We start from the raw sequence: 25,106 nt of genomic DNA, 5'->3' as shown, positions 1-25,106 counted from the left end.
GGTCCTTCCGTCCCCGACGATCCGCAGACGCTCGAGATGGAGGACGACCGTGGCCCAGACCAGCACCGAGCGCGACCGCACCGCGCCCGACCCCGACGACTCCCGCAAGCCCGACGGACCGACCGAGGTCACCAAGCGCTCCTGGGGCTACGTCCTCAAGAAGACGCTCCGCGAGTTCGGCGCCGACCAGTGCACCGACATCGCGGCCGGCCTCACCTACTACGCCGTCCTCGCGCTGTTCCCCGGGCTGCTCGCGATCGTCTCGATCCTCGGCCTCTTCGGCCAGGCCGAGACGACGACCGACACCGTGCTCGAGATCGCCGGCGGGTTCGTCTCGGCCGACGTCCTCGACACGGTCCGCGGCCCGATCCAGGAGCTCACCTCCAGCCCCGCCGCCGGCCTGGCGTTCGTCACCGGTGTCCTCGGCGCCCTCTGGTCCGCCTCCGGCTACGTCGGCGCCTTCGGGCGCGGCATGAACCGCGTCTACGAGATCGACGAGGGCCGCCCGATCTGGAAGCTGCGCCCCACGATGCTCGCCGTCACCCTCGTGACGGTCCTCCTGCTCGTCATCGCCGGACTGATCCTCGTGCTCAGCGGTTCGATCGCGCAGACCATCGGCGACGCGATCGGCCTCGGCGAGGTCGCCCTGACCGTGTGGAGCATCGCCAAGTGGCCGGTGCTGATCGCGATCATGGTCGTCATCGTCGCGGTCCTCTACCACTGGTCCCCCAACGTGCGGCAGCCGAAGTTCCGCTGGACCAGCATGGGCTCGATCCTCGCCCTCGTCGTCTGGGCGCTGGCCTCGGCCGGCTTCGCGTTCTACGTCGCCAACTTCAGCAACTACAACAAGACCTACGGCGCCCTCGGCGGCGTGATCGTCTTCCTCCTCTGGCTCTGGATCACGAACCTCGCCCTGCTCTTCGGGGCCGAGTTCGACGCCGAGCTCGAGCGCGGCCGCCAGCTGCAGGCCGGCATCGAAGCCGAGGAGCACATCCAGCTCCCGCCCCGCGACACCCGGCAGAGCGACAAGAAAGCCGAGAAGCACGCCGAGGACGTCGCCGACGGCCGCGAGCTCCGCGAGAGCGCCGGACACCCGGAGCGATGACCCCGATCGGGCGGGACCTCCCGGCCCATTAGGGGCACCGCCTTCCCAGGGCAACCCTCTTGAGGCCCCGCGGGCGGCGCGCGGAGGCTGGATGCATGCGGAAACTGCACTACTCCAGCGGCCACCTGCTCGTCGGCGACCTGACCTGCAAGGCGGTCCTCCGGTACGCCCGGGCCCTCGCGGACGTCAGCAAGTCGGATGTCGTCTCGGTGCCGGTCCTGACCGAGGGCGGCGGACGCGCCTACGCCCACCTGCTGATCGGGCCGGCGAGCCAGCTCTGGTCGGTGCCGATCGACAGCAGCGAGGTGGAGGAGCCGGACGACGCGGAAGTCATCGCCCACATCGAGCTCGAGACGCGCCGCATGCAGCCGGCCCGCCCCTCCTGGAGCGAGGAGATGACGGACATCCCGCCGCTGGACTTCCTCGAGTACACGGACATCGCCGACCTCGAGGACGCCCGGCGCGACCCGACGGACTAGGCCGCCGCCGGCTCCTCGGTGGAGCGGGAGTCGCTGAGGGACAGCGAGCCGATCGTCGCGATCACGCCGACGAGGACCGCCACGACCAGGAAAGCGACCCGCTCACCCGCGAAGAAGCTCCGGACGAGGTCTGCGCTCCACGCGCCCGCCGGGAGGGTGGTCGCCACCAGTGCGGCGATCAGCGTGCCGACGACGGCCGTGCCGATGCTGGTGCCGATCTCCTGGGCCGTGTCGTTGAGCGCCGCACCGATCGAGGTGCGGTTCGCGGGCATCGCCTCGACGAGGGCGACGGCGCAGATGGTCATGATCGTCCGCAGGCCCACCGTCATCACGACCATCATCACGGCGATCGCGAGGTAGCCCCGGTCCACCGCCCAGGACATCCCGAGCAACGCGCCGACCAGGAGCCCGGTGCCGATCAGGCAGGCCGCGCGGTGCCCCAGCTTCGCGGCGAGGCGCTCGGTGACCGGAGTGGCGGCGAGCATCGTGACGATGACGGGCAGGTTCGCGAGGCCGGCGCGCACCGGGCTCCAGCCATAGGCGTACTGGAAGTGCAGGATCAGGCCGAACAGGACGCTCGCGAAGGCGACCGAGGCGCCGAGCTGCGTGAGCGCCGCTCCCCGCGCGGGGCCGGCGCGGAAGATCGCGAGGTCGATCATGGGCGAGACGGCGCGGCGCTCGCGGACGACGAATCCCGCGACGGCGGCGACGGTGCCCGCGGCGCAGGCGATCGTGAGGAGCGACAGCCAGCCGTTCTCGACTCCGCTGGTGAGTGTGTAGCAGCCGAGCCCCACCGCGGCGACGGTGAGGGCGGTCCCCGGCAGGTCGAGCCGACCGGAGGTGAGGTCGGCGCGCTGGTCCGCGGGAACTCCGAGGCGCACGCCGATCCAGACCAGCAGCGCGATCGGGGCGTTGACGACGAGCAGCCACTGCCAGCTGACGGTGCTGAGGATCGAGCCGCCGAGGAGGGGGCCGAGGACCATGCCGGACATCCCGACGATCATCACGATCGTGATCGACCGCATGCGGAGCCTCTCGTCGTCGAAGAGCCGGAACACCAGCGACATCGTGACGGGCGCCATGGCGGCCGCGGCGCAGCCGAGCGCCGCGCGGAGGGCGATCAGCTGGCCGATGTCGGTGACGAGGACGACGGCGAGGCTGATCAGCCCGAACGCGGCGAGGCCGGTGAGGAGCACGCGGCGGCGGCCGAACCGGTCGGCGGCGGACCCGGCTGTCAGCAGCAGCCCGCCGAAGGTCAGGGAGTAGGCACCGGTCACCCACTGCAGTCCGGCGGTCGACCCGTCGAGTGAGCGTCCGATCGTCGGGAGGGCGATCGAGAGCAGCGTGTTGTCGACCATCTCGACGAAGAACGCGAGGCAGAGAGCGGCGAGCGGGAGTGCCGCGGAGCGGAGGGAGGTGTGAGCGCGGGACTCGGCGGAGGTGGTCGTCGGAGCGGACATCGAGGCGCCTTCCTATCGAACGCCGTTCGACTCTCGTACGGCGTTCGATAGTATGGAACGCCGTTCGGTAAGATGCAAGCCATGCCTGCAGATCGCCCGACGGAGACCGCTGCCGCGCCCTCCCCCGCCCGGGGCCGCCGCCGAGCGTCGCACTCGCTCGACACCGTGCTGGCCGAGGCGATCGCGATCCTCGACGAGTCCGGGGAGTCGGCCCTCACGTTCCGCGCGCTCGCGGCCCGACTCGGCGGCGGTGTGGCGAGCATCTACTGGTACGTCGGCAGCCGCGACGAGCTGCTGGAGCGGGCGACCGACGAGGTCATGGGTCGGGTCCTCGCAGACAGCGAGCCGCTCACCCACGGGCCGGACCCGATCGACAACGTCCGCGCCGTCGCACTGGCCCTCTTCGACGAGTGCGTCCGCCGACCCTGGTTCGGCATCTACATGCTCCGCACGACCGGGGTGCAGCCCAACTCGATGGCGATGTACGAGCGCCTCGGGCAGCAGCTCATGGCTCTCGACCTGACGCCCCGGCAGCGGTTCCACGCCGTGTCGTCCATCGTCAGCTACGTCGTCGGAGTCGCGGCCGACCTGGCGCAGCCGCCGCCCCGCGAGTTCCTCGAGAGCGGGATGGAGAGAGGCGAGTTCCTCGAGCACCTGGCCGACCGCTGGCGCGCCCTCGATCCGGAGGAGTTCCCCTTCGGCCACCACGCGGCCGACGTCATGGCGACGCACGACGACCTCGACGTGTTCCGCTCCGGCCTCGACCTGCTGCTGGCCGGGCTCCGGCTGCAGGCGGGGCGGGGCTGAGGCCGGGTCAGCTCCCCGAGGTCCGCCGGATCGCCACCACGGTCACGTCGTCCGCCAGCAGCCCCTCGGCCGCCAGGCGGGTGACGCCGGCGACCGCGGCGGCGGCGGTCGCGGGGGCGGCGACGGCCGCGTCGGCCACCCGGTCGAGGGCGGCGAGGGAGCCGTCGAAGAGGTCCAGCACGCCGTCGCTGCAGATCAGCAGCAGGTCGCCGGGGTGGAGTCGGAGGCCGGTCGGCTCCCACTCCTGCGTGCCGAGGAGGCCGAGCGGCAGGTGGGCGGAGGGGATGCGCTCGCGCGAGCCGTCGGCGCGGCAGACGATCCCGAGTCCGTGCCCGGCGTCGACGAGCGCGATGTCGTCGGTCGAGGCGCTGAGCCGCAGGTGGAGGAGCGTGACGAACGCGTCGTTCGCCGACAGATCCGGCTCGACGACCCGGTCGATGAGCGCCATCGTCGCCGCGGGGCCGAGGGCGGGAGGAGTGACGCGCAGGGCGGCGCGGACCGTGGCGGCGATCATCGCGGCGCCGACCCCCTTGCCCATCACGTCGGCGACGGTGACGGCGAGCCCGTCGGGCGTGCAGCGCCAGTCGAAGAAGTCGCCGCTCACCGTCCCGCTGGGCACGCAGGCGCCGGCGACGTCGTAGCCCGGGAGGTCCGGGACCGAGCGGGGCTCGAGCCGCCGCTGCACCCTCTCGCCGTCGGCGAGCTCCTGCCGCGAGCGGGCGGCGCCGGCGGTGAGCATCTGCGCGACCTGCTCGCCGCTGAGCGACGCCATGCTGAACGACACCACGACCAGCAGCACCAGCGTGATCAGCGTGGTGGTCGGGGTCCCGAACCAGGTCGCGGACAGCTCGCTGCGCAGCCCCGCGGCCAGGAACACGGCGGACCGGAGCGCGTAGTAGAGGGAGAGGGCGCCGGAGCTCAGCAGCAGCGGCCAGCGCGTGCGCGAGCGCCCGGCGCCGAGCAGCGCGATCTCGCGGGTCGACAGGCCGATGAGGAGCGCCATCGAGGCGAGGTAGAGCGGCCCTCCCGACCAGTCGTTGACGGCGGGCGAGTCGAGGCTGGACACGCCCGTCACCACCACGGTCGGAGCGACCACCAGCCACCACGGCGTCGGCCGGCCGCGGAGGGAGCGGCTCGCCGCCCAGACCGCGGCGGCGCCGGCCACGATGAGCCCGTTGCCGAGCGGATTCGCCCACACCTGGTCGGCCGTGCCGTCGCGGAGGTAGGCGAGCGAGCCGCCCATGAACAGCGCGAGCGCCGTGCACCACCAGAAGCTGAAGGACGAGCGCGTCGACCGGTAGGTGACCAGCGCGAACAGCAGGAAGAGGGTGAGGGCGGTGACCCCGAAGGCGACGCGGAGGGTCGTGGCATCGAGCAAGGCGGGTCCGTGGCCCTTCCAGGAGACCGAGCGGCGGAGCGGCGGACGGGCGCCGTGATCAAGGGGATCCTGGCACGGCGCGCGGGCCGTACGCGGCGCGCCGTGGAGGCCGGCCCCGGGGATCCGCGGCAGTGCGGCCCGTCCGCCCACCCGACGGGGGGAGCGGGAGGGGAGCTCACCCGTTCGAGGAGAGACCACCGCCCTCGCGCTCGATACAGCATCGCGTGTACCGTCGCTCCCGTGCCCGCCTCCGCGACCCTCACCCACTCCGCTGCTCTCGCGCGCCTCGGATCCGCCCTGGCGGACGAGACCCGGTCCCGGATCCTGCTCGCGCTGCGCGAGGCTCCGGCCGTCCCCTCCGACCTCGCGGACGCGCTCGGGGTGTCGCGGCAGGTGATGTCGAACCAGCTCGCGTGCCTCCGCGGATGCGGGCTGGTGGAGGCCGTGAAGGACGGCCGGTACACCTGGTACCGGCTGGCCGAGACCCGGATCGCCGGGGCGCTCGACCACCTGCTCCGCCTGGCCCTGGTCGTCGATCCGGACTGCTGCTCCGGCGACGACTGCCGCTGCGCATGACCGCCCTGCGCGCTCCGCTCCTCCCCGCCCGCCGCCGCGTGCTGCAGAGGCGGATCCGCTGGATCGTCGGCGCGACCATCGCCTACAACGTGGTGGAGGCGATCGTGGCACTCGCCGCCGGGACGGTCGCGTCGTCCACCGCACTCGTCGCCTTCGGCCTCGACTCCGTGGTGGAGGTGCTCTCCGCCGCGGCCGTCGCCTGGCAGTTCTCGGGCCGCGATCCGGAGGCGCGCGAGCGCACCGCGCTGCGGGTGATCGCCGTCTCGTTCCTCGGCCTGGCCGCGTTCGTCGCCGTCGACTCGCTCCGGGCGCTGCTCGGATTCTCGGAGGCCCAGCACTCCCCCGTCGGCATCGTGCTGGCCGCCGTCAGCCTGCTGGTGATGCCCGCGTTCTCCCTGCTCGAGCGCCGGACCGGCCGCGAGCTCGGCTCGGCCTCGGCCGTCGCCGACTCGAAGCAGACGCTCCTCTGCTCGTACCTCTCCGCCGCCGTCCTGGTGGGCCTGCTGCTGAACAGCACGCTCGGATGGACGTGGGCCGACCCCGTCGCCGGCCTCGTGATCGCCGCGGTCGCCGTCCGCGAGGGCCTGGAGGCCTGGCGCGGCGAGTCCTGCACGACGCCGATCTCCGCGCTGACGAGCGAGGACTCCGAGGCCTGCGGCTGCTGCTGACGGGGGCGGGACGGCGCGGCGCACATCGGCGGTGGACGACCTCCGTCAGGACTTCGTCGCGAGGCCGGCGGCCGATCGGACCCGCTCCGGAGCTACCGACGGCCTGCCCGCGCCTCGACGACGTGCCGGCACCCGACCCCGCCGCGCTCCAGCTCCTCGCGCTCGCGGCGGAGCCCGACGCGGACCCGCCGCGCCTCGGCCAGCGGCAGCACCGCCTCCGGATCGACGGTCGCCAGCAGGAGCGCCGCCCGCGACCTCGCCGCCACCCGCACGTCCAGGCACGGCGTCTCCTCGGCGAGCCCGAGCAGCGCGGCCACCAGCAGCTCCAGCTCGACCGCGGTCGCGTGGAGCACCAGCACCCGCGAGGCCGGGCTCGACGGGCGGCGGACGAGGAGCGTCGCTCCGGTCATCGTCGCCGCCCTCCCCTGCCCGGGACCGGTCCGGGAGGTCCGCCCCGCCTCGGCCCTCGGCGACCGCCCGCGCGACGTCGGCGTGCACGCATGGGGTTCCTTCTCTCGTCCTGCTGCGGTGCGAACCGCGCCGCACCTCCATCCCACGACTCGGGCACCGGGCCGGGGAGAGGGTTGCCACGCGCGCGTCGGCGGGTCAGGAGGCGCCGGGGCCGCCGGGGATGAGAGGGTTGCGCGATGTCCACTGCGAGCGTGCCGTCGCCGCGCGCCGGAGTCCGGACCCGGCGCTTCCGGCGCCTCGCCCGCACGGGCTTCGCCGTCAACGGACTGATCCACCTCCTGATCGGCGGCCTCGCCCTGCGCGTCGCGGTCAGCGACGAGACCTCGCGGGAGGCGGACGCGTCAGGAGCGATCGGGCGCATGGCCGACTCCCCCGTCGGGCTCGTGGTGGTCTGGGCCGCGCTGGTCGGGCTCGTCGCGCTCGGCCTCTGGCAGCTCTCCCTCGGCGGGCGCTCCTCCGCACCCGGCCTCGCCGCCCGCCTGGGCCGCCGGATCGTCGAGTCGGGCAAGGGCTTCGCCTCGCTCACGCTCGCGGGCACCACGCTCGTCTTCGCGCTCGGCGGCTCGACGAGCTCCTCGGCCACGATCCGCCGCATCAACACCGAGCTGCTGACGAGCACGGTCGGCGTCGTGATCCTCGTGATCGTCGGCGGGATCGTGCTGGGCAGCGGGATCGGCTTCGTCGCGATCGGGATCCGGCGCGGCTTCCGCAAGCTCGTCCGCATCCCCGAGGGCCCGACGGGGACGGCAGTGCTGATCCTCGGCGCGACCGGCTACATCACGAAGGGGCTCGCTCTGGGCCTGGCCGGCGGGATCTTCGTGGTCGCGGCGCTGACCGGCGACGCTCGCCAGGCGACCGGGCTCGACGGGGCCATCCACTTCCTCGACGTCCCTCCGTACGGCACGATCGCCCTGACCCTCGTCAGCGCGGGACTGGTCATGTACGGGCTGTTCCTCGTCGCCCGGGCGAAGCTCGCGAAGCTCTGAGCCGACGCGGCAGTCGTTCACAGTCGCCACCCATATCGCTGAGTATCGTTCGGAGAAACAGGAGGTCATCATGAACGGATCGTCATCGACCGGCGCGTTCGGCACCGGCACGCCCATCGAGAGCATCTGGCGCGCGATGGAGCAGGCCCGCTCCCGCATGGAGAAGCGCGTCGGCTCCCGGGTCGGCCGCGGGGACGTGCGCACCGCGGTGCTCGCGCTCCTCGCCGAGCAGCCCATGCACGGCTACCAGATCATCCGCGAGATCGAGGAGCGCAGCGGAGGCGACTGGAAGCCGAGCCCCGGCTCGGTCTACCCGACCCTCCAGCTCCTCGCGGACGAGGGCCTCATCACGGCCGACGAGCAGAACGGCCGCAAGACCTACACGCTGACCGACGCCGGCCGCGCGACGGTCGCCGAGCACGGCACCTCGACCCCGTGGAACGACTCCGACCACGTCGACTTCGGCGCCCTGCCCAAGGCGGGCCTCGAGCTCGCCCAGGCCGCGGCCCAGGTCGGACGCTCGGGCACCCCTGAGCAGATCCGCAAGGCCGTCGCCGAACTCGAGGACGTGCGCCGCCGCCTGTACGCGATCCTCGCGCAGGACTGACCCGGGTGGCCTCGGTCAGCCCGGGTCCTGCCGCCCCGGGCCACCGAGAGCGGGAGGACCGGCGGCGCTACCGCCGGATCCTCCGCTTCGCCGCGTGGCATCTCGCGGTCACCTGGTTCTTCGACCTGCTCCTGCCGCGGGTGGGGCTCACGCGCGTCGCGCTCCGCACCCGGCCCGGCCGGATGCGCCGCTTCGCCCGCAGCTTCCACGTGCTCGCGGTCGACCTCGGCGGCCTGATGATCAAGGTCGGCCAGTTCATGTCGTCGCGCCTGGACGTGCTGCCGCCCGAGATCACCCGCGAGCTGGAGGGGCTGCAGGACGAGGTCCCGCCCGTCCCGTTCCCGCGGATCCGGGCGCTGGCCGAGTCCGAGCTCGGGCTGCCGCTCGAGCGCGCGTACGCCGGAGTCGACGAGTCGCCCGTCGCCGCCGCCTCTCTCGGGCAGGCCCACCGCGCCCGGCTCTCCCCCGCCGACGCCGAGGACACCGGCTACTCCGCGGCCATCATGAAGGTGCAGCGGCCGGGGATTGACCAGATCGTCGAGGTCGACCTCGCGGCTCTGCGCCGCGTCGGCGGCTGGCTCAGCCACGTGCGCCTGGTCTCGGACCGCGTCGACGCCCCGGCGCTCGTCGAGGAGTTCGCGGTCACCAGCCTCGAGGAGATCGACTACCTGCAGGAGGCGGCCAACTCCGTCCGCTTCGCCGCCGACTTCGCGGGCGACGCCCGGGTGGCCGTCCCGGACGTGGTCTGGGAGCGCTCGACCCGCAAGGTCCTCACGCTCGAGGACGTCACCGCGATCAAGATCACCGACCACGCCGCGCTGCTGGCCGCCGGGATCGACCCGCGGGAGGTCGCTCCGGTCTTCGCGGCCGTGATGTTCGACCAGCTCTTCACCAACGGCTACTTCCACGCGGATCCGCACCCCGGCAACGTCTTCGTCACGCCGACCCCCGGGGGCGAGCTGCCCTGGCGCCTCACCTTCATCGACTTCGGGATGATGGGCGAGGTGCCGCCGAGCACCCGTGCGGGCCTGCGCCGGATGCTGATCGCCGCCGCCTCCCGCGACGGCAAGGGGCTCGTCGACGCGGCCCGCGCGGTCGGCGTCCTCCTCCCCTCGGCCGACTCCCGCGAGCTGGAGCGGGCGCTCACGCAGCTCTTCGCCCGCTTCGGCGGCATGGGCTTCGCCGAGCTGCGGGAGGTGGATCCGCGCGAGTTCCGCGACTTCGCCGTCCAGTTCGGCGACGTGGTGCGCGCGCTGCCGTTCCAGCTCCCCGAGAACTTCCTGCTCGTCATCCGCGCGATGTCGCTGACCTCGGGCGTCTGCAGCGCGCTCGACCCGGCCTTCAACCTGTGGGACTCGGTCGAGCCCTACGCGCAGCAGCTGATCCGCGAGGAGCGTGGCTCCGTCGTGCAGGACGTCGGCAAGCAGGCCGTCGACACGCTCGGCCTGATCTGGCGCCTGCCGCGCCGGCTCGACGAGCTCGTCACGACCCTCGACGACGGCGAGCTCGCGGTCACCGTCCCCACCATCGAGCGCCGGCTGAACCGGCTCGAGGGCACCGTCCGCCGCGTGATCTCGGCCGTGCTGTTCGCGGGACTGCTGATCGCCGGCGCCGTCGTGCGCCCGGACGACAGCGGCTTCGGGACGGTGCTGATGATCGCGTCGGCGCTGCCGCTGCTGCACGCCCTGCTGGCCCGCGGTCCGCGCGGCTGAGAGCCGCCGTCAGGCCGCGGCGGCCGCGTCGCATCCGTCACCTCCTCCGCCCACCTCACCGGCGGCGCGGTCGACATCGGCTACACGGACGCGGACAGCTGGCTCGCGCAGCACGGCACCGACTACGGGCTCTGCCAGATCTACGCGAACGAGATCTGGCACTTCGAGCTCGCTACCGAGCCGGGCGGCGACTGCCCGGAGCAGCTGCCCGACGCGAGCGCGACCTGAGCGGCTCTCCCGCGCTCCCGGGATCCGATGCGTCGCGAACGGTCGTCATCAGAGCCGCGTGGGAGCCGTTCGCGACGCATCGATCGCGCAGGCGGCCGGGCTCAGCGGCTGGTGAGCAGATCGACGAACTCGTCCGCCATCGCGAGCTGGGCGCTCAGCGCCTCGCGGCGCTCGCGGGCCTGCGCGACGAAGGCGTCGAGCTGCGCGCGGACCTCGGCCGGCGCGTCGTCGCCCTCGGCCTCGAGGGTGTCGATCACGCGGAGCAGCGCGGCCATCTCCTCCAGCGAGAAGCCGAGCGGCTTCATGCGGCGGATGAGGATCAGGCGGTCGTAGTCGGTGGACGTGTAGAGGCGGAAGCCGCCCTCGGTGCGGCCGGACGCCTTCACGAGGCCGATCTCGTCGTAGTGGCGCAGGGTCCGGAGCGAGAGGCCGGTCCGCTCGGCGAGCTCGCCGATGTGCATGGTGCCGATCCTGCTCACCCCTTCAGATCTACCCTTACGTGAGGGTAGGGTTGCCCGTGCTGCTGACACGCCTCTGCAAGCTTGGCATCCCCGCCCGCTTCCGCCGACCCGATGCCGCAGCCCTCCGCGCTCCTCGTCGAGCACCCCTCCCACTCCCTGGAGCCGCCGCGATGGCCCTCGCCTCGAAGACCCCTGCCCGCCCGCACGCCGAGCCCACCGTGATGACGGCGCTGCGCACCCCCCGCATCCTGACCCGCGAGGTCCTCGCCGGCCTCGTGGTCGCGCTCGCGCTCATCCCCGAGGCGATCTCGTTCTCGATCATCGCGGGCGTGGATCCGCGGGTCGGCCTCTTCTCGTCGTTCGTGATGGCCGTGTCGATCGCGTTCCTCGGCGGACGCCCCGCGATGATCACCGCCGCCACGGGCGCCGTCGCCCTGGTGATCGCCCCCGTCGCCCGCGACTACGGGATGGACTACTTCATCGCGACGGTGATCCTCGCGGGCGTGTTCCAGATCGTGCTCGGGCTGCTCGGAGTGGCGAAGCTCATGCGCTTCATCCCCCGCAGCGTGATGGTCGGATTCGTGAACGCGCTGGCGATCCTGATCTTCTCGGCGCAGATCCCCAACCTGATCGGCGTGCCCTGGCTGGTCTACCCGCTGGTCGCCGTCGGCATCGTGATCATGGTCGTGATGCCGCGCCTGACGAAGGCCGTTCCGGCGCCTCTCGTCGCCATCGTCCTCATCACCGCGGCGGTCGTCGTGACGGCGGTCGCCGTCCCCACCGTGGGCGATCAGGGCGAGCTGCCCCGCAGCCTCCCCGAGCTGTTCCTGCCGAACGTACCGCTGACCTGGGAGACTTTCACGACCATCGCGCCGTACGCCGTCGCGATGGCGCTCGTCGGACTCCTCGAGTCGCTGATGACCGCGAAGCTCGTCGACGACATCACCGACACCCCCTCCCGCAAGACCCGCGAGTCGCTCGGGCAGGGCGCCGCGAACGTGCTCTCCGGCCTGTTCGGCGGCATGGGCGGCTGCGCGATGATCGGCCAGACGATGATCAACGTGAAGGCGTCCGGCGCCCGCACCCGCATCTCGACCTTCCTCGCCGGCGTGTTCCTCCTGATCCTCGTCGTCGCGCTCGGCGACCTCGTCGCGATCATCCCGATGGCCGCGCTGGTCGCGGTGATGGTGATGGTCTCGGTGGCGACGTTCGACTGGCACAGCATCCGCCCGTCGACCCTGAAGCGGATGCCCATCGGCGAGACGGTCGTCATGATCGCCACGGTCGTCGTGGTCGTCCTCACCCACAACCTGGCGATCGGAGTCGTCGTCGGCGTCCTCGCCGCCATGGTCGTCTTCGCCCGCCGGGTCGCGCACTTCGCCACCGTCGAGCGCACCCTCTCGGCCGACGGATCGACGGCCCACTACACGGTCACCGGCGAGCTGTTCTTCGCCTCCAGCAACGACCTCACCACGCAGTTCTCCTACGCGGAGGACCCTGCGCACGTCGTGATCGACCTCTCCGGCTCCCACATCTGGGACGCCTCGACCGTCGCCGCGCTGGACGCCGTCACCACCAAGTACGAGCGCCACGGCACCCGCGCCGTGATCGAGGGGATGAACGACGCCTCCACCCGGATGCACGGCCGCCTCGCCGGGAACCTCGGCGCGGGGCACTGAGGGCGGGGCTGCGGGACCGCACGCGCAGCCCCTCAGAGCGGCGCGAGCACCAGCGACCAGAGCCAGCGCCCGCCGACGACCCGGTGCACGACCACGAACAGGGCGGTGATCGCGAGTCCGACCGGCAGCAGCACGGCGCCGGCCGCGAGGCGGTCGGCGGGCACGGCGAGCAGCAGGCCGAGCGGCACCGACGCGCAGGCTGCGACCAGCGCCGCGACGAGAGCGGCGCGGCGGTCCCGGGTCGGCTGCGGCACGACGCCGATCCGGCGCCGGACCAGCCAGTGGGCGAGGGCCCACGCGGCCGTGGTCCCGAGGGCGGTGCCGCCCGCGATCGCCGGCACGACGAGTTCGGCAGGCAGGAGGAGCCCGCCGACGAGCGCCCCCACCGCGACGCCGACGGCCGAGACGACCTGGGTCGCCAGCGAGTCGCGGGCCCGACCCAGCGCGAACATCGCCCGGTTGAGGACGTAGGTCTGGCTGAAGCCGACCAGGCTCAGGGCGAGCAGCTGCAGGACTCCGCCGATCACCGGTGTGCCGAAGACGAGCTGCGTGAGCAGTGGCGCCGCCGCGACGAACAGGAGCGTCGCGAGCAGAGTGACGGCGAGCACCGCGTCCTCGGTCCGTCGGAGGTTCACCGCCGCGGCCGCCCGATCGCCGCGGTGCAGGTCCCGGCTGAGCGGCGTGAACATCGCCGTGGCGACGGAGACGACCAGGATGCCGTGCGGCAGCAGGAGCAGCAGCTGCGCGCTCGAGAAGGAGTTGAGGCTCGGCCCGTCGACGCCGGCGCGGTTCATGGCCTGGCCGGCCGCCGTCGCCGCGTTCGAGACGACGATGTACGACACCTCTGCGACGAGGGCGCCGAGGAACACCCAGACCGCGTCCCGCGACACTCCGCCGAGCCCGGCGACGCCGAAGCGCGGCCGCAGGCGGACGCCGACGGACCGCGAGAACGCGACCGCGATCACCCCCTGCACCACGATCGCCGCAGTGGCAGTGCCGCACAGGAGCGCCACCATCTCCGGCGTCCACTCGTCGGCGGGTGTCGACGCCGCCTCGGGGTGGATCAGGAGGAACACCGCGATCCCGAGCACCGAGATCACGTTCGCGCAGGCGGGCGCCCACGCGCCCGGCCCGTACTTCTCGGCGGAGTTGAGCAGCTGCGAGAAGACGGCGAAGACGATGTAGAAGAAGATCTGCGGCAGGCACCAGTAGGCCATCTGGGTGGCGAGCAGAGCCCAGTCGGCCGACCAGCCCCCGGCGTAGAGCCCGACGATCAGCGGCGCCGCGAGCGTGCAGGCGGCCGTGAGGAGCGCCGCTCCGCCGAGGCACACGGTGAGCAGCCGCTCGAGGGTCCGCACGCCCTCCGGTCCGTCGGCCCGCGCCCGGACCATCTGCGGCACGAGCACCGCGCCGAGCACCCCGCCCGCGATGAGCCCGTACAGGTAGGTGGGCGCGGAGTTCGCGACCTCGAACACCTGCCCGCCGACCGACGCGCTCGTGCCGCCGACCGCCACGATCAGGAGCGCCAGCCGGACGAACCCGAGGATCCGCGAGACGAACGACGCGACCACCATCCCCCCGGTCGCGCTGCGCATCCGGGCAGCATAGGCGGTGCGACCCGGGTCGCTGCCCTCCGCGGCGCCCACCGGGGTCGATGCGTCACGAACGGTCGTCACGGGCGCGGGAGAGGGGCCGTTCGTGACGCATCGATCCCGAGGGGGCGGGGTGGGAGGGCGAGCGGGCGGCGCTAGACGCGCACGGGCGCGACGGAGGCGCGGCGGATCAGCCGCGTCTCCAGCTCCATGCGGGTGGCCGAGGCTCCCGAGGCGAGCGGGGTCGCCGACCGGTGCGCCTGGTGCAGCATCCGGAAGGCGATGGCGCCCATCTCGCCGATGGGCTGCTGGATCGTGGTCATCGGCGGGGTCGCCCAGGCCGACTCCTCGACGTCGTCGAAGCCGATGACGCTGAGGTCTCGCGGGATGCGGAGGCCGGCGTCGTCGGCGGCCTCGTAGACGCCGAGCGCCATCACGTCGGAGCAGGCGAAGAAGGCGGTCGGCGCGTCCGGCTCGGCGAGCATCAGCCCGGCGGCCTCGCGGGCCAGCTCGCGGTCCCAGTCGCAGTAGGCGACGCGCGGATCCTCGACCCCGGCGGCGCGGAGCGCGGTGGTGAAGCCGTCGATCCGGGCGCTGCTGTAGAGCTGGGTGCGGGTGCCGCCGAGGACGCCGAAGCGGGTGTGGCCGGCGTCGAGGAGGTGCTCGGCGGCCATGCGGCCCCCGTCCCAGTTGGTCGCGCCGACGCTCGCGACGTCGGCCGGCGGCCGCGTGCTGGGGTCGACGACGACGACGGGCAGCTCGGCGGTGGTCAGCAGGTGCAGCTGCGCGGCCGAGACGTTGACCAGCACCACGATGGCGCCGAGCGAGGGGCGGCGGAGGAGGCGGCTGATCCAGGCGCCGTCGTCGCGGGCGCGGGTGAGCACCAGGTCGACCCCGGCGGCGGAGGCCTCGGCCTCGATGCCCTCGAGGACCGGGCCGATCCAGGTGCCGCCGATGTGGCCGACGACGACGTCGACGATCTGGGCGGAGTGCGGATCCTCGACCGGCGGGCGCAGGCGCGGGCGGCGGCGGTAGCCGAGCGCGTGCGCCGCCTCCATCACGCGCAGACGGGTCGCCTCCGAGACGTCGGTGCCGCCGTTGAGCACCTTCGAGACGGTGGGGACGCTCGTCCCGGCGCGCTCGGCGATCAGCGCCATGGTCGGGCGGGTGGTCGCTCCGGAGACGTCGTCGTGGTCGGGCATGTGCTCACCGTAGCGGATGCCGACTTTCGCAACTAGCCCTGCGCCAGGACGGCTTGCTCCGCCGGGAACCGCGGTGCATGATGGTCGGACGCCGGGACTCCCGCACAGAAGTTGCGCAAGTCCTGTTCGATGACGAACCGCGGAGCGATCCGCCCGCACGTGAGGACGACGATGACCGACCACTCCCCGACCACTCCCGGCAAGACGGCCCTCGTCGTCCGAGGGGGCTGGGACGGCCACCAACCGGTCGAGGCGACCGAGCTGTTCCTGCCGTTCCTCCGCGACAACGGCTACGACGTGCGCGTCGAGGAGTCGACCGCCGTGTACGCCGATGAGGCCTACATGCGGACGGTCGACCTGATCGTGCAGTCGAACACGATGACCTCCATCCAGTGGGAGGAGTTCCTGGGCCTCCGCGCGGCGGTCGAGCGCGGCACGGGCCTCGCCGGCTGGCACGGCGGGATCGCCGACTCCTACCGCGACAACTCCGACTACCTGCAGCTGATCGGAGGCCAGTTCGCCTCGCACCCCGGCAAGCACCCGGACGAGCGCACCGGCGAGCAGTCGGACAACTACATGCCGCACACGATCGAGATGACGGCCCTCGCCGCCGACCACCCGATCACGCAGGGCATCACCGACTTCGAGCTGGTCACGGAGCAGTACTGGGTGCTGCACGACGACTACAACGACGTGCTCGCCACGACCACGCAGGCCGTCCGCCCGTGGGACCCGTGGAAGCGCCCCATCACCTCCCCCGCGATCTGGACCCGCCTCTGGGGCGAGGGCCGCATCTTCGTCTCGACGCCGGGCCACCGCGTCGAGATCCTCCAGGACGACAACGTCCGCACGATCATCGAGAGGGGAATGCTGTGGGCGTCCCGCTGAGAGTCGGCATCATCGGCGTCGGGAAGATCAGCGAGCAGTACCTCGCGAACCTCCCGACCTTCCCCGGCCTCCGCCTCGTCGCGGTCGCCGACCTGAACCAGGAGCGGGCGCAGCAGGTCGCCGACGAGCAGGGCGTCCGCGCCCTCACCGTCGACGCGCTGATCGACGACCCGGAGATCGACGCGGTGCTGAACCTCACGATCCCGGCGGCGCACGTCGAGATCGGCACCCGCGCCCTGAAGGCGGGCAAGCACGTCTTCGCCGAGAAGCCGCTCGGGCTGAACCCGGCCGAGGCCGCGCCGATGCTCGACCTCGCGGACGAGCTGGGCCTGCGCTTCGCGAGCGCCCCGGACACGGTGCTCGGGACCGGGGTGCAGACCGCGCGCCTCACCCTCGACTCCGGCGCGATCGGCACCCCGATCGCCGCGCAGGTGCACTGGGCCGCTCCCGGCCACGAGCGCTGGCACCCGGCGCCCGAGTTCTACTACCAGCCCGGCGGCGGCCCGCTGCTGGACATGGGCCCGTACTACCTGACGGCGCTCGTGCACTTCTTCGGGCCGGTCGTCCGCGTCACGGGCCTGGCCACCCGCTCCGACCGCCCGCGCACGATCGAGACCGGGCCGAAGGCGGGCACGCCGATCGAGGTGACGATCGACACGCACATCACCGCGCTGCTCGAGCACGCGAGCGGAGTCGCCACCACCGTCACCGTGAGCTTCGAGGTCTGGCGCAGCCGGGCCCCGAAGTTCGAGGTCTACGGCACCGAGGGCACCATCTCGGTCCCGGATCCGAACATGTTCTCGGACCCGGTCGAGGTCGCCGTCCGCGACGAGGACTGGCGGGTCGTCCCCGACTCCGCCGGCGTGATCGACACCGGTCGCGGAGTGGGACTGGCCGACCTCGCGGAGGCGATCGCGGAGGACCGCCCGCACCGCGCCTCCGGCCGCGTGGCCCTGCACGTGCTCGAGATCATGGACGCCGTGCTCCGCTCGAACGAGGAGAAGTCGGTCGTGACGATCGCGAGCACCGCCGAGAAGCCCGACGTGATGCCGCTGCGCACGGCGGGCTCGATCGGCGCCTGACAGCGCCGGGGGGCGACGACGGGAGGCGGGGGATCGCCGCCAGCGCGTCGCTCCCCGTTCGGGGGTGACGGCGGGGGGCGACGCCGTAGACTCGGCGGATCGACGGTCCTCAGCCGCCGCCGCACGCGGAGGGGGATCGGCCGTGGCAGTCGGCTTCCGACGGAGCGGTGAGCTCTGCGCCCTCACACGCCCCCGGCTCCGGGCGGCCGGGGACCCGCTCTCCCCCGAGGACCACCGCTCCCGGCTGTCCGGCTGGCTCAGCATGCCCGGCGGGCCGGGTCTCGTGCGCCCCTCCGCCCTCGCTCCGGGGTGGGAGGCGCCCCTGCTCCGGCTCGTGCGCGCCGGGGCGCCGGCGGAGGACCTGCACGAGGCGACCACCGGCTCCCCCGAGGGCTCGCGCCTCGCGGCCGTCGTCGAGCTCGTCCGCGACGCCCTGCACTCCGCGGACGACGATCGCGCTCTGCGGCTCACCGGCCGGCTGGTGCGCATCCGCTACGACCCGTCGGCCGACTCCTTCCTCCGCCGCTACGGGATCGCGCTGACCGTCCGCCTGCCGCTGAGCGGCGGCCTCGACGTGGAGGTGCCGCTCGACGCCCCGGCGCTGCGCCTGCTCTACGCCGAGCTGGCGGCACCCACGGATCCGGCCGCGGCTGTCGTGGCGGTCGAGACCCTGGAGCCGTCGACCCTCGCGGCGTCGACGCTCGCCTCCCTCTACTCCGCCCGCCGCCGCTGGAGCGACGTGGCCGAGTTCTCGGCGCCCGTCGAGAACGTGGACGCCGCCTCCGCCGCGGTGCTCATCCGCCGCGGCGTCGCTCTCCGCGAGCTCGGCCTGATCGAGGGCGCCCTCGAGGCATTCGACCGCGTGGTGCGCCCGACCGTCACCAGCGCGCGTCCCATGGAGCTGCGGGCGGAGGCGCTGCTCGAGCGCGCGAGCACGCTCCTCTCGGACGGGCGCACGGCTCCGGCTCGGCGCGATCTGGAGCGCGTGCTCTCCCGCTACCCGGACAGCGCCGCGGCGCACGAGCTGCTGGCGGTCACCGGGCGCTGACGCGACGGAGGGGCGCACCCTCTGCAGGATGCGCCCCTCCGGGGAGTGCGTCGGCTCAGTGCGTCGGCTCAGTGCGTCGGCTCAGCCCTCGGCCTTCGAGGGCTTGCCCTCGGCGGGCAGGACCTCGTGCGGGGTGTCGCGCTCGTCCTCGCCCTCGGCCTGCGACGGCTTGTCGGACTGGTCGTCCGGGTCCTCGACGGGGCTCGGGGTCTGGTCGCTCATCGGAGTCCCTCCGGCTCGTCGGACGTGGCGGACGGCTCGGGGTGCGCCTCGAACTCCATCCAGGCGCGGTCCAGATCGGCCTGCGCCGACTCGGGCTCGCTGGCGAAGTAGCCGTCGTAGATCGCGCGGCCGCCGTGCTCGGGCAGGTCGTCGCGACCGCCGAAGGCCTGCGCGAAGCGGCCGACCTCGTCGTCCCTCTTCTGCTGATCCCGCAACCAGGCGGGGAAGGTCTGCGTCATGGTGACACCTCTCTCTCCTGCCCTCCAGCCAATCGCCCGCCGCGGATCCGGGCAAGCCCTTCCGCCGCGGGCCCCGAGGGGCCAGGCTCCGCCCTGGAGAAGCGGCGCTCCGCCCTGGAGGAGCGGCGCTCCGCCCTCTAGAGGACATGTCCGCTACAGGGCGCCCCCGCCCCCGCCGCGGAGGAGAGCCGGCCCCTAGCGTGAGCCCGTGACCGACCCCGCTTCTCCGCGCCCCGCCCGTACCGCCGCGGGTCTGCGCCGCACTCTGCTCGCTCTGACCGCGACCGTCGCCCTGCTCGCCGGCACCGCGGCTCCCCTCGCCTCCGCCGAGCCGGACCCGGTGCCGGTCGGGAACGACCACCTCGCCAACGGCGTCGCCGCCTGGGGGCGCTACCTCAACGGGGAGTGGGACGTGCCGGCGGGCATGTCCGACCTCACGGACGTCGCGAGCAGCTACAGCCACACCCTCGCGCTCCACACCGACGGCACCGTCGAGGCCTGGGGAGCGGATCTGGAGGGCGAGCGGGACGTGCCGGCCGGGCTCCGCGAGGTGACCGCGATCTCGACCGGGTACCTCCACAGCATCGCCCTCACGATGGAGGGGACGGTCGTCGCGTGGGGCGACGACCGTCAGGGCCAGACCGACGTCCCGGCCGGACTCGGCGGCGTGACCGCCGTCGCCGCGGGCAGCCACCACACCCTCGCTCTGCGGGGCGACGGGACCGTGGCGGCCTGGGGCTCCGATCAGTTCGGAGCGACCGACGTGCCGGCGGGTCTCTCCGGAGTGGTCGCGATCGCCGCGGGCGGCTGGAACAGCCTCGCGCTGCGCGCCGACGGGACGGTCGTGGCGTGGGGCGGCGACGACAGGGGCGCGTACACCGCCCCGGCAGGCCTCCGCGACGTCGTCGCCGTGTCGGTCAGCTACTCCCACAGCCTCGCCCTGAAGCGGGACGGCACTGTCGTCACCTGGGGCGACCCCGCCGACTCCGGCTTGCCGCGGGTCCCCGCCGATCTCGGCGGCATCACCGCGATCGCCGCCGGCATCGGCTTCAGCGTCCTGCTGACGTCCGACGGCACCGTCGTCTCCCTGCACCCCGACGGCGACACGGAGCTGGACGTCCCGGCCGGGATCACCGGCGCCACCGGCATCGCGGTCGGCTTCAACCACGCCTTCGCGATCGGCCCGCTGCCGACCCTCACCGCCGACACCGCCGAGACGCTCGTCAAGACCGGGACCCGCTACTCCGCGACCTTCACGGCGTCCGGCCCGGCTGCGACCTTCGAGGTCTCGTCCGGCGCCCTTCCCGCGGGGGTGGCCCTCTCGCCGGAGGGCGTCGTCTCGGGCAGGCCGACCACCGCAGGCGACTCCACCTTCACGGTGAGCGCGCGGAACGCGTACGGCACCACGGCCGGCGTGCCGCACACGGTCACCGTGGTCCCCGCGAACACCCCGCCCGTCGTGACGGTCGCCTCCGCCACCGACGGCGCCTCCTACGAGAAGGGCTCGGAGCCGAGGGCCGCCTGCGCGATCACGGATGCGGAGAGCGGAACGTTCAGCGAGGAGGCCGTCGTCACCGGCACGCTCGTGAACGGCCTCGGCACCCGCACGGCGACCTGCACCTGGACCGACCCCGGAGGACTGACCACGACCGCCACCGCGACCTACCGGATCATCGACACCGGCGTCCCCACCATCGCCGCGACGACCACGCCGACGGCTCCGAACGCCGCGGGCTGGTTCCGCTCCCCCGTCTCCGTCGGCTTCTCCTGCGCCGACGGCAGCGGCTCCGGGATCCGCAGCTGCACCCCCGCGCGGATCCTGCGCGAGGGCCCCGGCCAGAGCGTCACCGGCACCGCCGTCGACAACGCGGGCAACCGCGCCACGACGACCCGCAGCGGCATCGCCATCGACACCACGAAGCCGCGGCTCTCGTTCACGTCGAGGCCCGAGGGGTCCTACCCCTACGGCACGGTGCTCCCGGAGGCGCGCTGCCTCGCGGACGACGCGCTCTCGGGCCTCACCGGCGACTGCGTGATCACGGGCGGCGGCCGCTCCGTCGGTCCGCACGTGTACCGGGCGACCGCGACCGACCGGGCGGGCAACGTCTCGACCCTCACCGCGTCCTACACCGTGACCCCGTGGACGATCGGCGGGCTCAGCACCTCGGTGAAGAGCGTGGCCGCCGGAGCCGCGACCGGCATGACGTTCCAGGTGACCTCGACGTCCTCCGCGGGAACGTTCCGCCACTCCGCCCTCGCCGACGTGCGCAGCGTCACGCAGAAGCAGACCTCCTGCACCGCCGGCGCCGTCCTCACCGGAGCGCCGACGACCACCCTGACCGGACGCCTCCGCTACGACACCGCGACGAACCGCTACGTGAAGGCGTGGACGGTGCCCGCGAAGCGGGGCACCTGCTGGACGCTGACGGTCACGACGGCGGACGGCAGCACGGGGAGCGCCCGGTACTCGGTGAAGTAGCGGCGGAGGACGGCCGCCGCGGTCCGGTCAGGCTCCCGCCGCGGCGTACCGCTCCGCGAGCACGCGGAACGCGGCGGCCAGCTCGGGCGGCTCGGCCCCGGCCATCGGAGCGTCGAACCGGCCGAACGACGCGGCGAGCGCCTCCCACGACCAGGCGCCGAGGGCGAGTCGGCAGCCCGCGTCGCCGAGGTCCTCCACCTCCCCGTCGCCCGCGTAGGGCAGGACCTCGGCGGCGGGCGCCGTCAGCACGACCGAGCCGCGGCACGGCCACCCCTCCCCGGGCGCTCCGCCGCGGAATCGCGCCTCCAGGAACTCGGCGGGACTCCGGACCGGCAGCGCCCGGCGGCGGAAGCGGGCACCGCGGGGTGAGCGCGGCTCGAGCCGGTCGACGCGGAACACCCGCCAGTCGTCGCGGTCGAGGTCGAAGCCGATGAGGTACCAGCGGCCCTGACGCGCGACCAGGTGGTGGGGCTCGACGCGGCGCACCGCCTCCGCGTACGCGAAGCGGAGCACCTCCGAGGCCCGGACGGCCGCCGCGACCGCGACCAGCCGCTCCGGAGGGACTGCGGGGGCCGGCGCCGCCGCGACCGTGAAGCGCAGCGCATCAGCTCGGGGCCGGAGCCGGGCGGGCAGGACCTGCCGTACCGTCGCCAGCGCACGGGCCGACGCCTCCTCGAGCCCCGCGATCGGCGCGCGCAGGGCGGCGGTGAGGGCGAGCACCTGCTCGTCGTCGAAGAGCAGCGGCGGGAGCTCGGCGCCGGCCTCGAGCCGGTACCCGCCGTCGGGGCCCTTCGCCGCGTCGATCCGGTAGCCCATCGTGCGGAGTCGGTCGACGTCGCGACGCACCGTGCGTGGCGCGATCCCCAGGCGCTCCGCGAGCACTCCGCCCGGCCAGTCGCAGCGGGTCTGCAGGAGGGAGAGGAGCAGGAGGAGCCGCTCGGTCGTCGTGGGCACGTCCCGAGGGTATTCCGAGAAGAGGACCGTTGCCGTCCTCTTCTCCTGGGAGCGTCGGGGCACCGGGTGATCGACCCGGCACGACTGCGAGGAGCGCACCATGAGCATCACCACGACGACCCACCTCAACTTCCGCGGACAGGCCCGCGAGGCACTGGAGTTCTACGCCTCGGTCACGGGAGGCCGGGTCGACGCGATGTCCTACGCGGACGCGAACGCTGTCACCGCGCCCGACGAGGCCGACCAGCTGATGTGGGGCCAGGTCGTCTCCGAGGCCGGCTTCCGCGTCATGGCGTACGACGTCCCCGCGCACACGGCTTACGACCCGGGCACGATCCCGGTGTTCGTGTCGCTGCGCGGCTCCGACGCCGACGAGCTGCACCGCCTCTGGGACGGCCTCTCGGAGGGGGCGGCGATAGTCGTGCCCCTGGCCCCGGCGGCCTGGTCGCCCCTCTACGGGATGCTGCGCGACCGCTTCGGAGTGACCTTCGTCGTCGACCTCGAGGTCGCCTGGGGCTGAGGCCCGCGGGCTCGGCGGCGGGGCGCGTCCCACTGCGGACGCGCCGGCCGCCGACTCGGTACGCTCAGCACCGGATCCGGTCGGAGGGACGCTGCATGCTGGACACGATCTCCGAGGCCCTCTCGCTGGTCACCCTCCCCCTCGGCGTGCTGTTCCTGCTCGCCGCGTTCGTCGCGGCGCTGATCGACGGACGCTGGCTGACGACGACCGCCTACCTCGAGGAGGGTCCGCCCCTCGCGCTGCACTGGGTGACCCGGGCCGGCGAGGTGCGATCGCGTCCGCTGTCCGCCGGGGACCCGCTGACGCCGACGCGGTCGGACCAGCGGGAGGTGCACTACCGCGAGGAGGATCCGCACCGCATCCGCCTGCACCGGTGGAGCGACGCGGTGCGGGCGCTGCGCCTGACCGGCCTGATCCTGCTCGCGGCGGGCGTCGTCCTCGGGATCCTGTCGACGGCGCTGGCGGTCCTCGCCTAGGCGGCGCTCCGTGCGCGAGGATCGGACCCGTGGATGCGGAACGGGTTCTCGGAGACGGTCGGGCCGACGGGGTGTGGTGCCGGCTCGGGGAGCCGCTGACGGTCGCGCAGATCGCTCGCGGCGGGCCCGCGTGGCTGTGCCTGGACGCGCAGCACGGCGCGTTCGACGACGCCGCGGTCCTCGCCTCCCTGCGCGCGCTCGGCGCCGTGAGCGGGAGGCCGCCCGTCGGCGTCCGGGTCGCCGGGCTCTCCGACGCGCTGATCGGCAGGGCGCTCGACGCCGGAGCGGACGTCGTGGTCGTCCCGATGATCGAGACGGTCGAGGAGGCGCTCGCGGCCGTCCGCGCCGCGCACTACCCGCCGCTCGGCCGCCGCAGCTGGGGGCCGATGTCCGATCTCTGGGGCGCCGCTCCCCCGTCGGCCGCCGAGGCGCGCACCGCGCTCTGGGTCATGATCGAGACGCAGGCCGGCCTCGACGCCGTCGATCGGATCCTCGCGGTGCCGGGCGTGAGCGGAGTCTTCGTCGGCCCGTTCGACCTCGCGATCGGCCTCGGACGGGACCTGTCCGACCTGCTCGCCGCGGACGGACCGGACGACCCGCTGCCGAGGATCGCCGCGGCGGCCCGGCGCGCGGGCAAGGGTGCCGGGGCCTACGCCGGCGACCGCGAGCGCGCCGGGCTGCTGCGAGCGCTCGGCTTCCCGAGGGTCGCGGTCGCGACGGATCAGTCGCTGATCGCGCTCGGCACCGCGGCGGCGCTCGACGCGGACGCCGCCGACTCCGGCTGCTGAGCCCGAGGCCGGGAACGGGGCCGGACGCCGGTCACCGGCGAGCGCTCCCGCCGGGGGGATGCACGGGCTCCGGCGGCTCGGGGACGAAGCGGAGGCCGCCGGCGGAGTTCGCGAGATCGGTGAGCGCCGAGATCCAGGCGGGGTTGATGCGGGGCATGCGGCCGCCGGCGTAGGTGTAGCGGAGCGTGTGCGAGGGGTGCAGCCAGATCGCGCTGCGGCCGTCGCTCATCCCGTTCTCGTCGCGCCAGGTGAGCAGGCACGACTCCCCCCGGCGCAGCTTCGCGGTGAGGACGATCTGCAGGTGGGCGAGCACCCGGTCCTCGACGTCGATCTCGACCGATCCGTCGTAGTGCAGCTTCCCCATCGGCGTCTCCCGGCCTCGTCCTCGGAGGACGGGCGCGCCTCCGGCCCACCATCCTCGGGTGTCGTCCAGTGACCAGTTCGGGGCGGCGACAACCGGCGGATCAGCTGGTATCGGCGGATCCGCTGGTCTCGACGGGGCGGGGCTCAGGCCGGCGGGTTCGCCGCCATGAAGTCGCGCATCGGCAGCAGGTTCTGGAGGGGCGCGAAGTACCCGAAGCGGGGCAGGTCGAAGACCACTCCCGCGACTCCGGAGGATCCCATCGCCGCGATCCACTCGAGCGCGGCCGGCATCGGCACCTTCAGCACGCGCGACGCGTCCTCGTCGGAGAGGCCGGCGTGCAGCGCCCCGGCGCGGGCGCGCTCCCCCGTGGTGAAGGCGAAGACCATCGGCCCCGACTCCAGGCCGCCGACGAAGGGGGTGGGCGCGTCGTCCGGCCCCCGCGCGATGAAGCACCACATCGGCAGGGCGTAGACGCTGCGCCAGAGCGCGTCCATCGCGGCGAAGCTCTCGGGGTCGGCGCGCAGGGCCTCCGCCCGGGCGTCGATCTCGACTGTCTGATCCATGGGGCTCCCCTCGGCGCCGGCGATCGGCGCGGACCTCCACGCTAACGATGCTCCCGTTGGGCCGCACCCGCG

At 73.6% G+C, this 25,106-nt stretch carries 27 protein-coding genes; 16 read left to right on the top strand and 11 right to left on the bottom strand.

Translation table 11 applies throughout. The features are described 5' to 3' along the window. Positions 1 to 49 precede the first annotated feature (49 nt). A complete protein-coding gene (locus C5C99_RS12270; RefSeq protein ID WP_104340150.1) occupies positions 50 to 1,105 on the top strand; it encodes a YihY/virulence factor BrkB family protein in 1,056 nt (351 codons plus the stop codon). 95 nt (positions 1,106 to 1,200) lie between these two features. Beyond that, positions 1,201 to 1,584 carry a hypothetical protein gene (locus C5C99_RS12265; protein WP_104224284.1) on the top strand — a complete coding sequence of 128 codons (384 nt, stop codon included), beginning with the start codon at positions 1,201 to 1,203 and terminating at the stop codon, positions 1,582 to 1,584. Here the strand turns inward: C5C99_RS12265 and C5C99_RS12260 are convergent. After that, a complete protein-coding gene (locus C5C99_RS12260; protein WP_104227133.1) occupies positions 1,581 to 3,044 on the bottom strand; it encodes an MFS transporter in 1,464 nt (487 codons plus the stop codon). The genes C5C99_RS12265 and C5C99_RS12260 overlap by 4 nt on opposite strands. Positions 3,045 to 3,125: 81 nt before the next feature. On the opposite strand from C5C99_RS12260, the gene C5C99_RS12255 reads away from it, so the two are divergent. Beyond that, on the top strand, positions 3,126 to 3,851 hold the full coding sequence (locus C5C99_RS12255) for a TetR/AcrR family transcriptional regulator (RefSeq protein WP_219812305.1): 726 nt from the start codon (positions 3,126 to 3,128) through the stop codon (positions 3,849 to 3,851). Positions 3,852 to 3,858: 7 nt separating this feature from the next. Here C5C99_RS12255 and C5C99_RS12250 read toward each other — a convergent pair whose 3' ends face one another. Then, on the bottom strand, positions 3,859 to 5,229 hold the full coding sequence (locus C5C99_RS12250; protein WP_104340149.1) for a PP2C family protein-serine/threonine phosphatase: 1,371 nt from the start codon (positions 5,227 to 5,229) through the stop codon (positions 3,859 to 3,861). A gap of 240 nt (positions 5,230 to 5,469) precedes the next feature. Between C5C99_RS12250 and C5C99_RS12245 the strand changes: the two genes are divergently transcribed. Together C5C99_RS12245 and C5C99_RS12240 are read left to right on the top strand one after the other, a co-directional pair. Beyond that, entirely contained in the window at positions 5,470 to 5,805 is a 336-nt protein-coding gene (locus C5C99_RS12245) for a helix-turn-helix transcriptional regulator (RefSeq protein ID WP_104224288.1), read from the top strand. After that, complete coding sequence (locus C5C99_RS12240; RefSeq protein ID WP_104250993.1) at positions 5,802 to 6,473, top strand: cation diffusion facilitator family transporter; 672 nt, start codon at positions 5,802 to 5,804, stop codon at positions 6,471 to 6,473. The genes C5C99_RS12245 and C5C99_RS12240 overlap by 4 nt, the downstream gene beginning before the upstream one ends. A gap of 92 nt (positions 6,474 to 6,565) precedes the next feature. On the opposite strand, the gene C5C99_RS12235 is transcribed toward C5C99_RS12240, so the two are convergent. After that, complete coding sequence (locus tag C5C99_RS12235; RefSeq protein WP_104261209.1) at positions 6,566 to 6,883, bottom strand: hypothetical protein; 318 nt, start codon at positions 6,881 to 6,883, stop codon at positions 6,566 to 6,568. A 237-nt stretch (positions 6,884 to 7,120) separates the two neighbouring features. On the opposite strand from C5C99_RS12235, the gene C5C99_RS12230 reads away from it, so the two are divergent. The 3 genes from C5C99_RS12230 (at position 7,121) to C5C99_RS12220 (ending at position 10,249) form a co-directional block, all read left to right on the top strand. After that, positions 7,121 to 7,930, top strand: coding sequence for a DUF1206 domain-containing protein (locus tag C5C99_RS12230; protein ID WP_104335920.1), 810 nt, complete (start codon positions 7,121 to 7,123; stop codon positions 7,928 to 7,930). Positions 7,931 to 8,000: 70 nt separating this feature from the next. Then, positions 8,001 to 8,537, top strand: coding sequence for a PadR family transcriptional regulator (locus C5C99_RS12225; protein WP_104224292.1), 537 nt, complete (start codon positions 8,001 to 8,003; stop codon positions 8,535 to 8,537). A 5-nt stretch (positions 8,538 to 8,542) separates the two neighbouring features. Beyond that, positions 8,543 to 10,249: an AarF/ABC1/UbiB kinase family protein gene (locus C5C99_RS12220; RefSeq protein WP_104227141.1), complete on the top strand. Its 1,707-nt coding sequence runs from the start codon at positions 8,543 to 8,545 to the stop codon at positions 10,247 to 10,249. 329 nt (positions 10,250 to 10,578) lie between these two features. On the opposite strand, the gene C5C99_RS12210 is transcribed toward C5C99_RS12220, so the two are convergent. Continuing rightward, positions 10,579 to 10,938: a MerR family DNA-binding transcriptional regulator gene (locus C5C99_RS12210; RefSeq protein ID WP_104282598.1), complete on the bottom strand. Its 360-nt coding sequence runs from the start codon at positions 10,936 to 10,938 to the stop codon at positions 10,579 to 10,581. A 170-nt stretch (positions 10,939 to 11,108) separates the two neighbouring features. Here C5C99_RS12210 and C5C99_RS12205 point away from each other — a divergent pair, with 170 nt between their 5' ends. Further along, positions 11,109 to 12,617 (top strand): SulP family inorganic anion transporter, encoded by a 1,509-nt coding sequence (locus C5C99_RS12205; protein WP_104340148.1) that lies wholly within the window; start codon positions 11,109 to 11,111, stop codon positions 12,615 to 12,617. Between the two features lie 32 nt (positions 12,618 to 12,649). Here the strand turns inward: C5C99_RS12205 and murJ are convergent, their stop codons facing one another. Together murJ and C5C99_RS12195 are read right to left on the bottom strand one after the other, a co-directional pair. Further along, entirely contained in the window at positions 12,650 to 14,212 is a 1,563-nt protein-coding gene (gene murJ, locus C5C99_RS12200) for a murein biosynthesis integral membrane protein MurJ (protein ID WP_104234036.1), read from the bottom strand. Between the two features lie 152 nt (positions 14,213 to 14,364). Further along, positions 14,365 to 15,411 carry a LacI family DNA-binding transcriptional regulator gene (locus C5C99_RS12195; protein WP_104224297.1) on the bottom strand — a complete coding sequence of 349 codons (1,047 nt, stop codon included), beginning with the start codon at positions 15,409 to 15,411 and terminating at the stop codon, positions 14,365 to 14,367. 171 nt (positions 15,412 to 15,582) lie between these two features. On the opposite strand from C5C99_RS12195, the gene C5C99_RS12190 reads away from it, so the two are divergent. From C5C99_RS12190 to C5C99_RS12180, 3 genes are all read left to right on the top strand, one after another. Further along, positions 15,583 to 16,299: a ThuA domain-containing protein gene (locus C5C99_RS12190; RefSeq protein ID WP_104227162.1), complete on the top strand. Its 717-nt coding sequence runs from the start codon at positions 15,583 to 15,585 to the stop codon at positions 16,297 to 16,299. Next, positions 16,284 to 17,381 carry a Gfo/Idh/MocA family protein gene (locus tag C5C99_RS12185; protein ID WP_104340146.1) on the top strand — a complete coding sequence of 366 codons (1,098 nt, stop codon included), beginning with the start codon at positions 16,284 to 16,286 and terminating at the stop codon, positions 17,379 to 17,381. Before C5C99_RS12190 ends, C5C99_RS12185 begins: the two co-directional genes overlap by 16 nt. Positions 17,382 to 17,523: 142 nt before the next feature. Beyond that, complete coding sequence (locus C5C99_RS12180) at positions 17,524 to 18,429, top strand: tetratricopeptide repeat protein (RefSeq protein WP_104340145.1); 906 nt, start codon at positions 17,524 to 17,526, stop codon at positions 18,427 to 18,429. Between the two features lie 81 nt (positions 18,430 to 18,510). Here the strand turns inward: C5C99_RS12180 and C5C99_RS17170 are convergent, their stop codons facing one another. Next, a complete protein-coding gene (locus C5C99_RS17170) occupies positions 18,511 to 18,651 on the bottom strand; it encodes a hypothetical protein (protein WP_159940045.1) in 141 nt (46 codons plus the stop codon). Further along, the gene (locus C5C99_RS12175; protein ID WP_104227148.1) at positions 18,648 to 18,890 is read right to left on the bottom strand and encodes a hypothetical protein; all 243 of its coding nucleotides are present in this window, start codon (positions 18,888 to 18,890) and stop codon (positions 18,648 to 18,650) included. The genes C5C99_RS17170 and C5C99_RS12175 overlap by 4 nt, the downstream gene beginning before the upstream one ends. A gap of 208 nt (positions 18,891 to 19,098) precedes the next feature. Here C5C99_RS12175 and C5C99_RS12170 point away from each other — a divergent pair, with 208 nt between their 5' ends. Continuing rightward, a complete protein-coding gene (locus C5C99_RS12170) occupies positions 19,099 to 21,369 on the top strand; it encodes a PxKF domain-containing protein (protein WP_104340144.1) in 2,271 nt (756 codons plus the stop codon). A 27-nt stretch (positions 21,370 to 21,396) separates the two neighbouring features. On the opposite strand, the gene C5C99_RS12165 is transcribed toward C5C99_RS12170, so the two are convergent. Further along, a complete protein-coding gene (locus tag C5C99_RS12165; protein WP_258063690.1) occupies positions 21,397 to 22,323 on the bottom strand; it encodes a YafY family protein in 927 nt (308 codons plus the stop codon). Between the two features lie 100 nt (positions 22,324 to 22,423). Here C5C99_RS12165 and C5C99_RS12160 point away from each other — a divergent pair, with 100 nt between their 5' ends. From C5C99_RS12160 to C5C99_RS17160, 3 genes are all read left to right on the top strand, one after another. After that, positions 22,424 to 22,843 carry a VOC family protein gene (locus C5C99_RS12160; protein ID WP_104333947.1) on the top strand — a complete coding sequence of 140 codons (420 nt, stop codon included), beginning with the start codon at positions 22,424 to 22,426 and terminating at the stop codon, positions 22,841 to 22,843. Between the two features lie 95 nt (positions 22,844 to 22,938). Beyond that, a complete protein-coding gene (locus tag C5C99_RS17165; protein ID WP_181074600.1) occupies positions 22,939 to 23,319 on the top strand; it encodes a hypothetical protein in 381 nt (126 codons plus the stop codon). A 29-nt stretch (positions 23,320 to 23,348) separates the two neighbouring features. Beyond that, positions 23,349 to 24,107 carry an HpcH/HpaI aldolase/citrate lyase family protein gene (locus C5C99_RS17160; RefSeq protein WP_159940053.1) on the top strand — a complete coding sequence of 253 codons (759 nt, stop codon included), beginning with the start codon at positions 23,349 to 23,351 and terminating at the stop codon, positions 24,105 to 24,107. A gap of 31 nt (positions 24,108 to 24,138) precedes the next feature. Here C5C99_RS17160 and C5C99_RS12150 read toward each other — a convergent pair whose 3' ends face one another. Together C5C99_RS12150 and C5C99_RS12145 are read right to left on the bottom strand one after the other, a co-directional pair. Further along, complete coding sequence (locus C5C99_RS12150; RefSeq protein ID WP_104224304.1) at positions 24,139 to 24,471, bottom strand: ATP-dependent DNA ligase; 333 nt, start codon at positions 24,469 to 24,471, stop codon at positions 24,139 to 24,141. A gap of 143 nt (positions 24,472 to 24,614) precedes the next feature. After that, complete coding sequence (locus tag C5C99_RS12145) at positions 24,615 to 25,034, bottom strand: hypothetical protein (protein ID WP_104224305.1); 420 nt, start codon at positions 25,032 to 25,034, stop codon at positions 24,615 to 24,617. Positions 25,035 to 25,106: the final 72 nt, after the last annotated feature.

The sequence above is a fragment of the Rathayibacter sp. AY1C4 genome (assembly GCF_002932195.1).
Classification (GTDB): domain Bacteria; phylum Actinomycetota; class Actinomycetes; order Actinomycetales; family Microbacteriaceae; genus Rathayibacter.
Note: the sequence above shows the minus strand (reverse complement) of the source record. Positions and strands in the feature narration are given on the sequence as shown.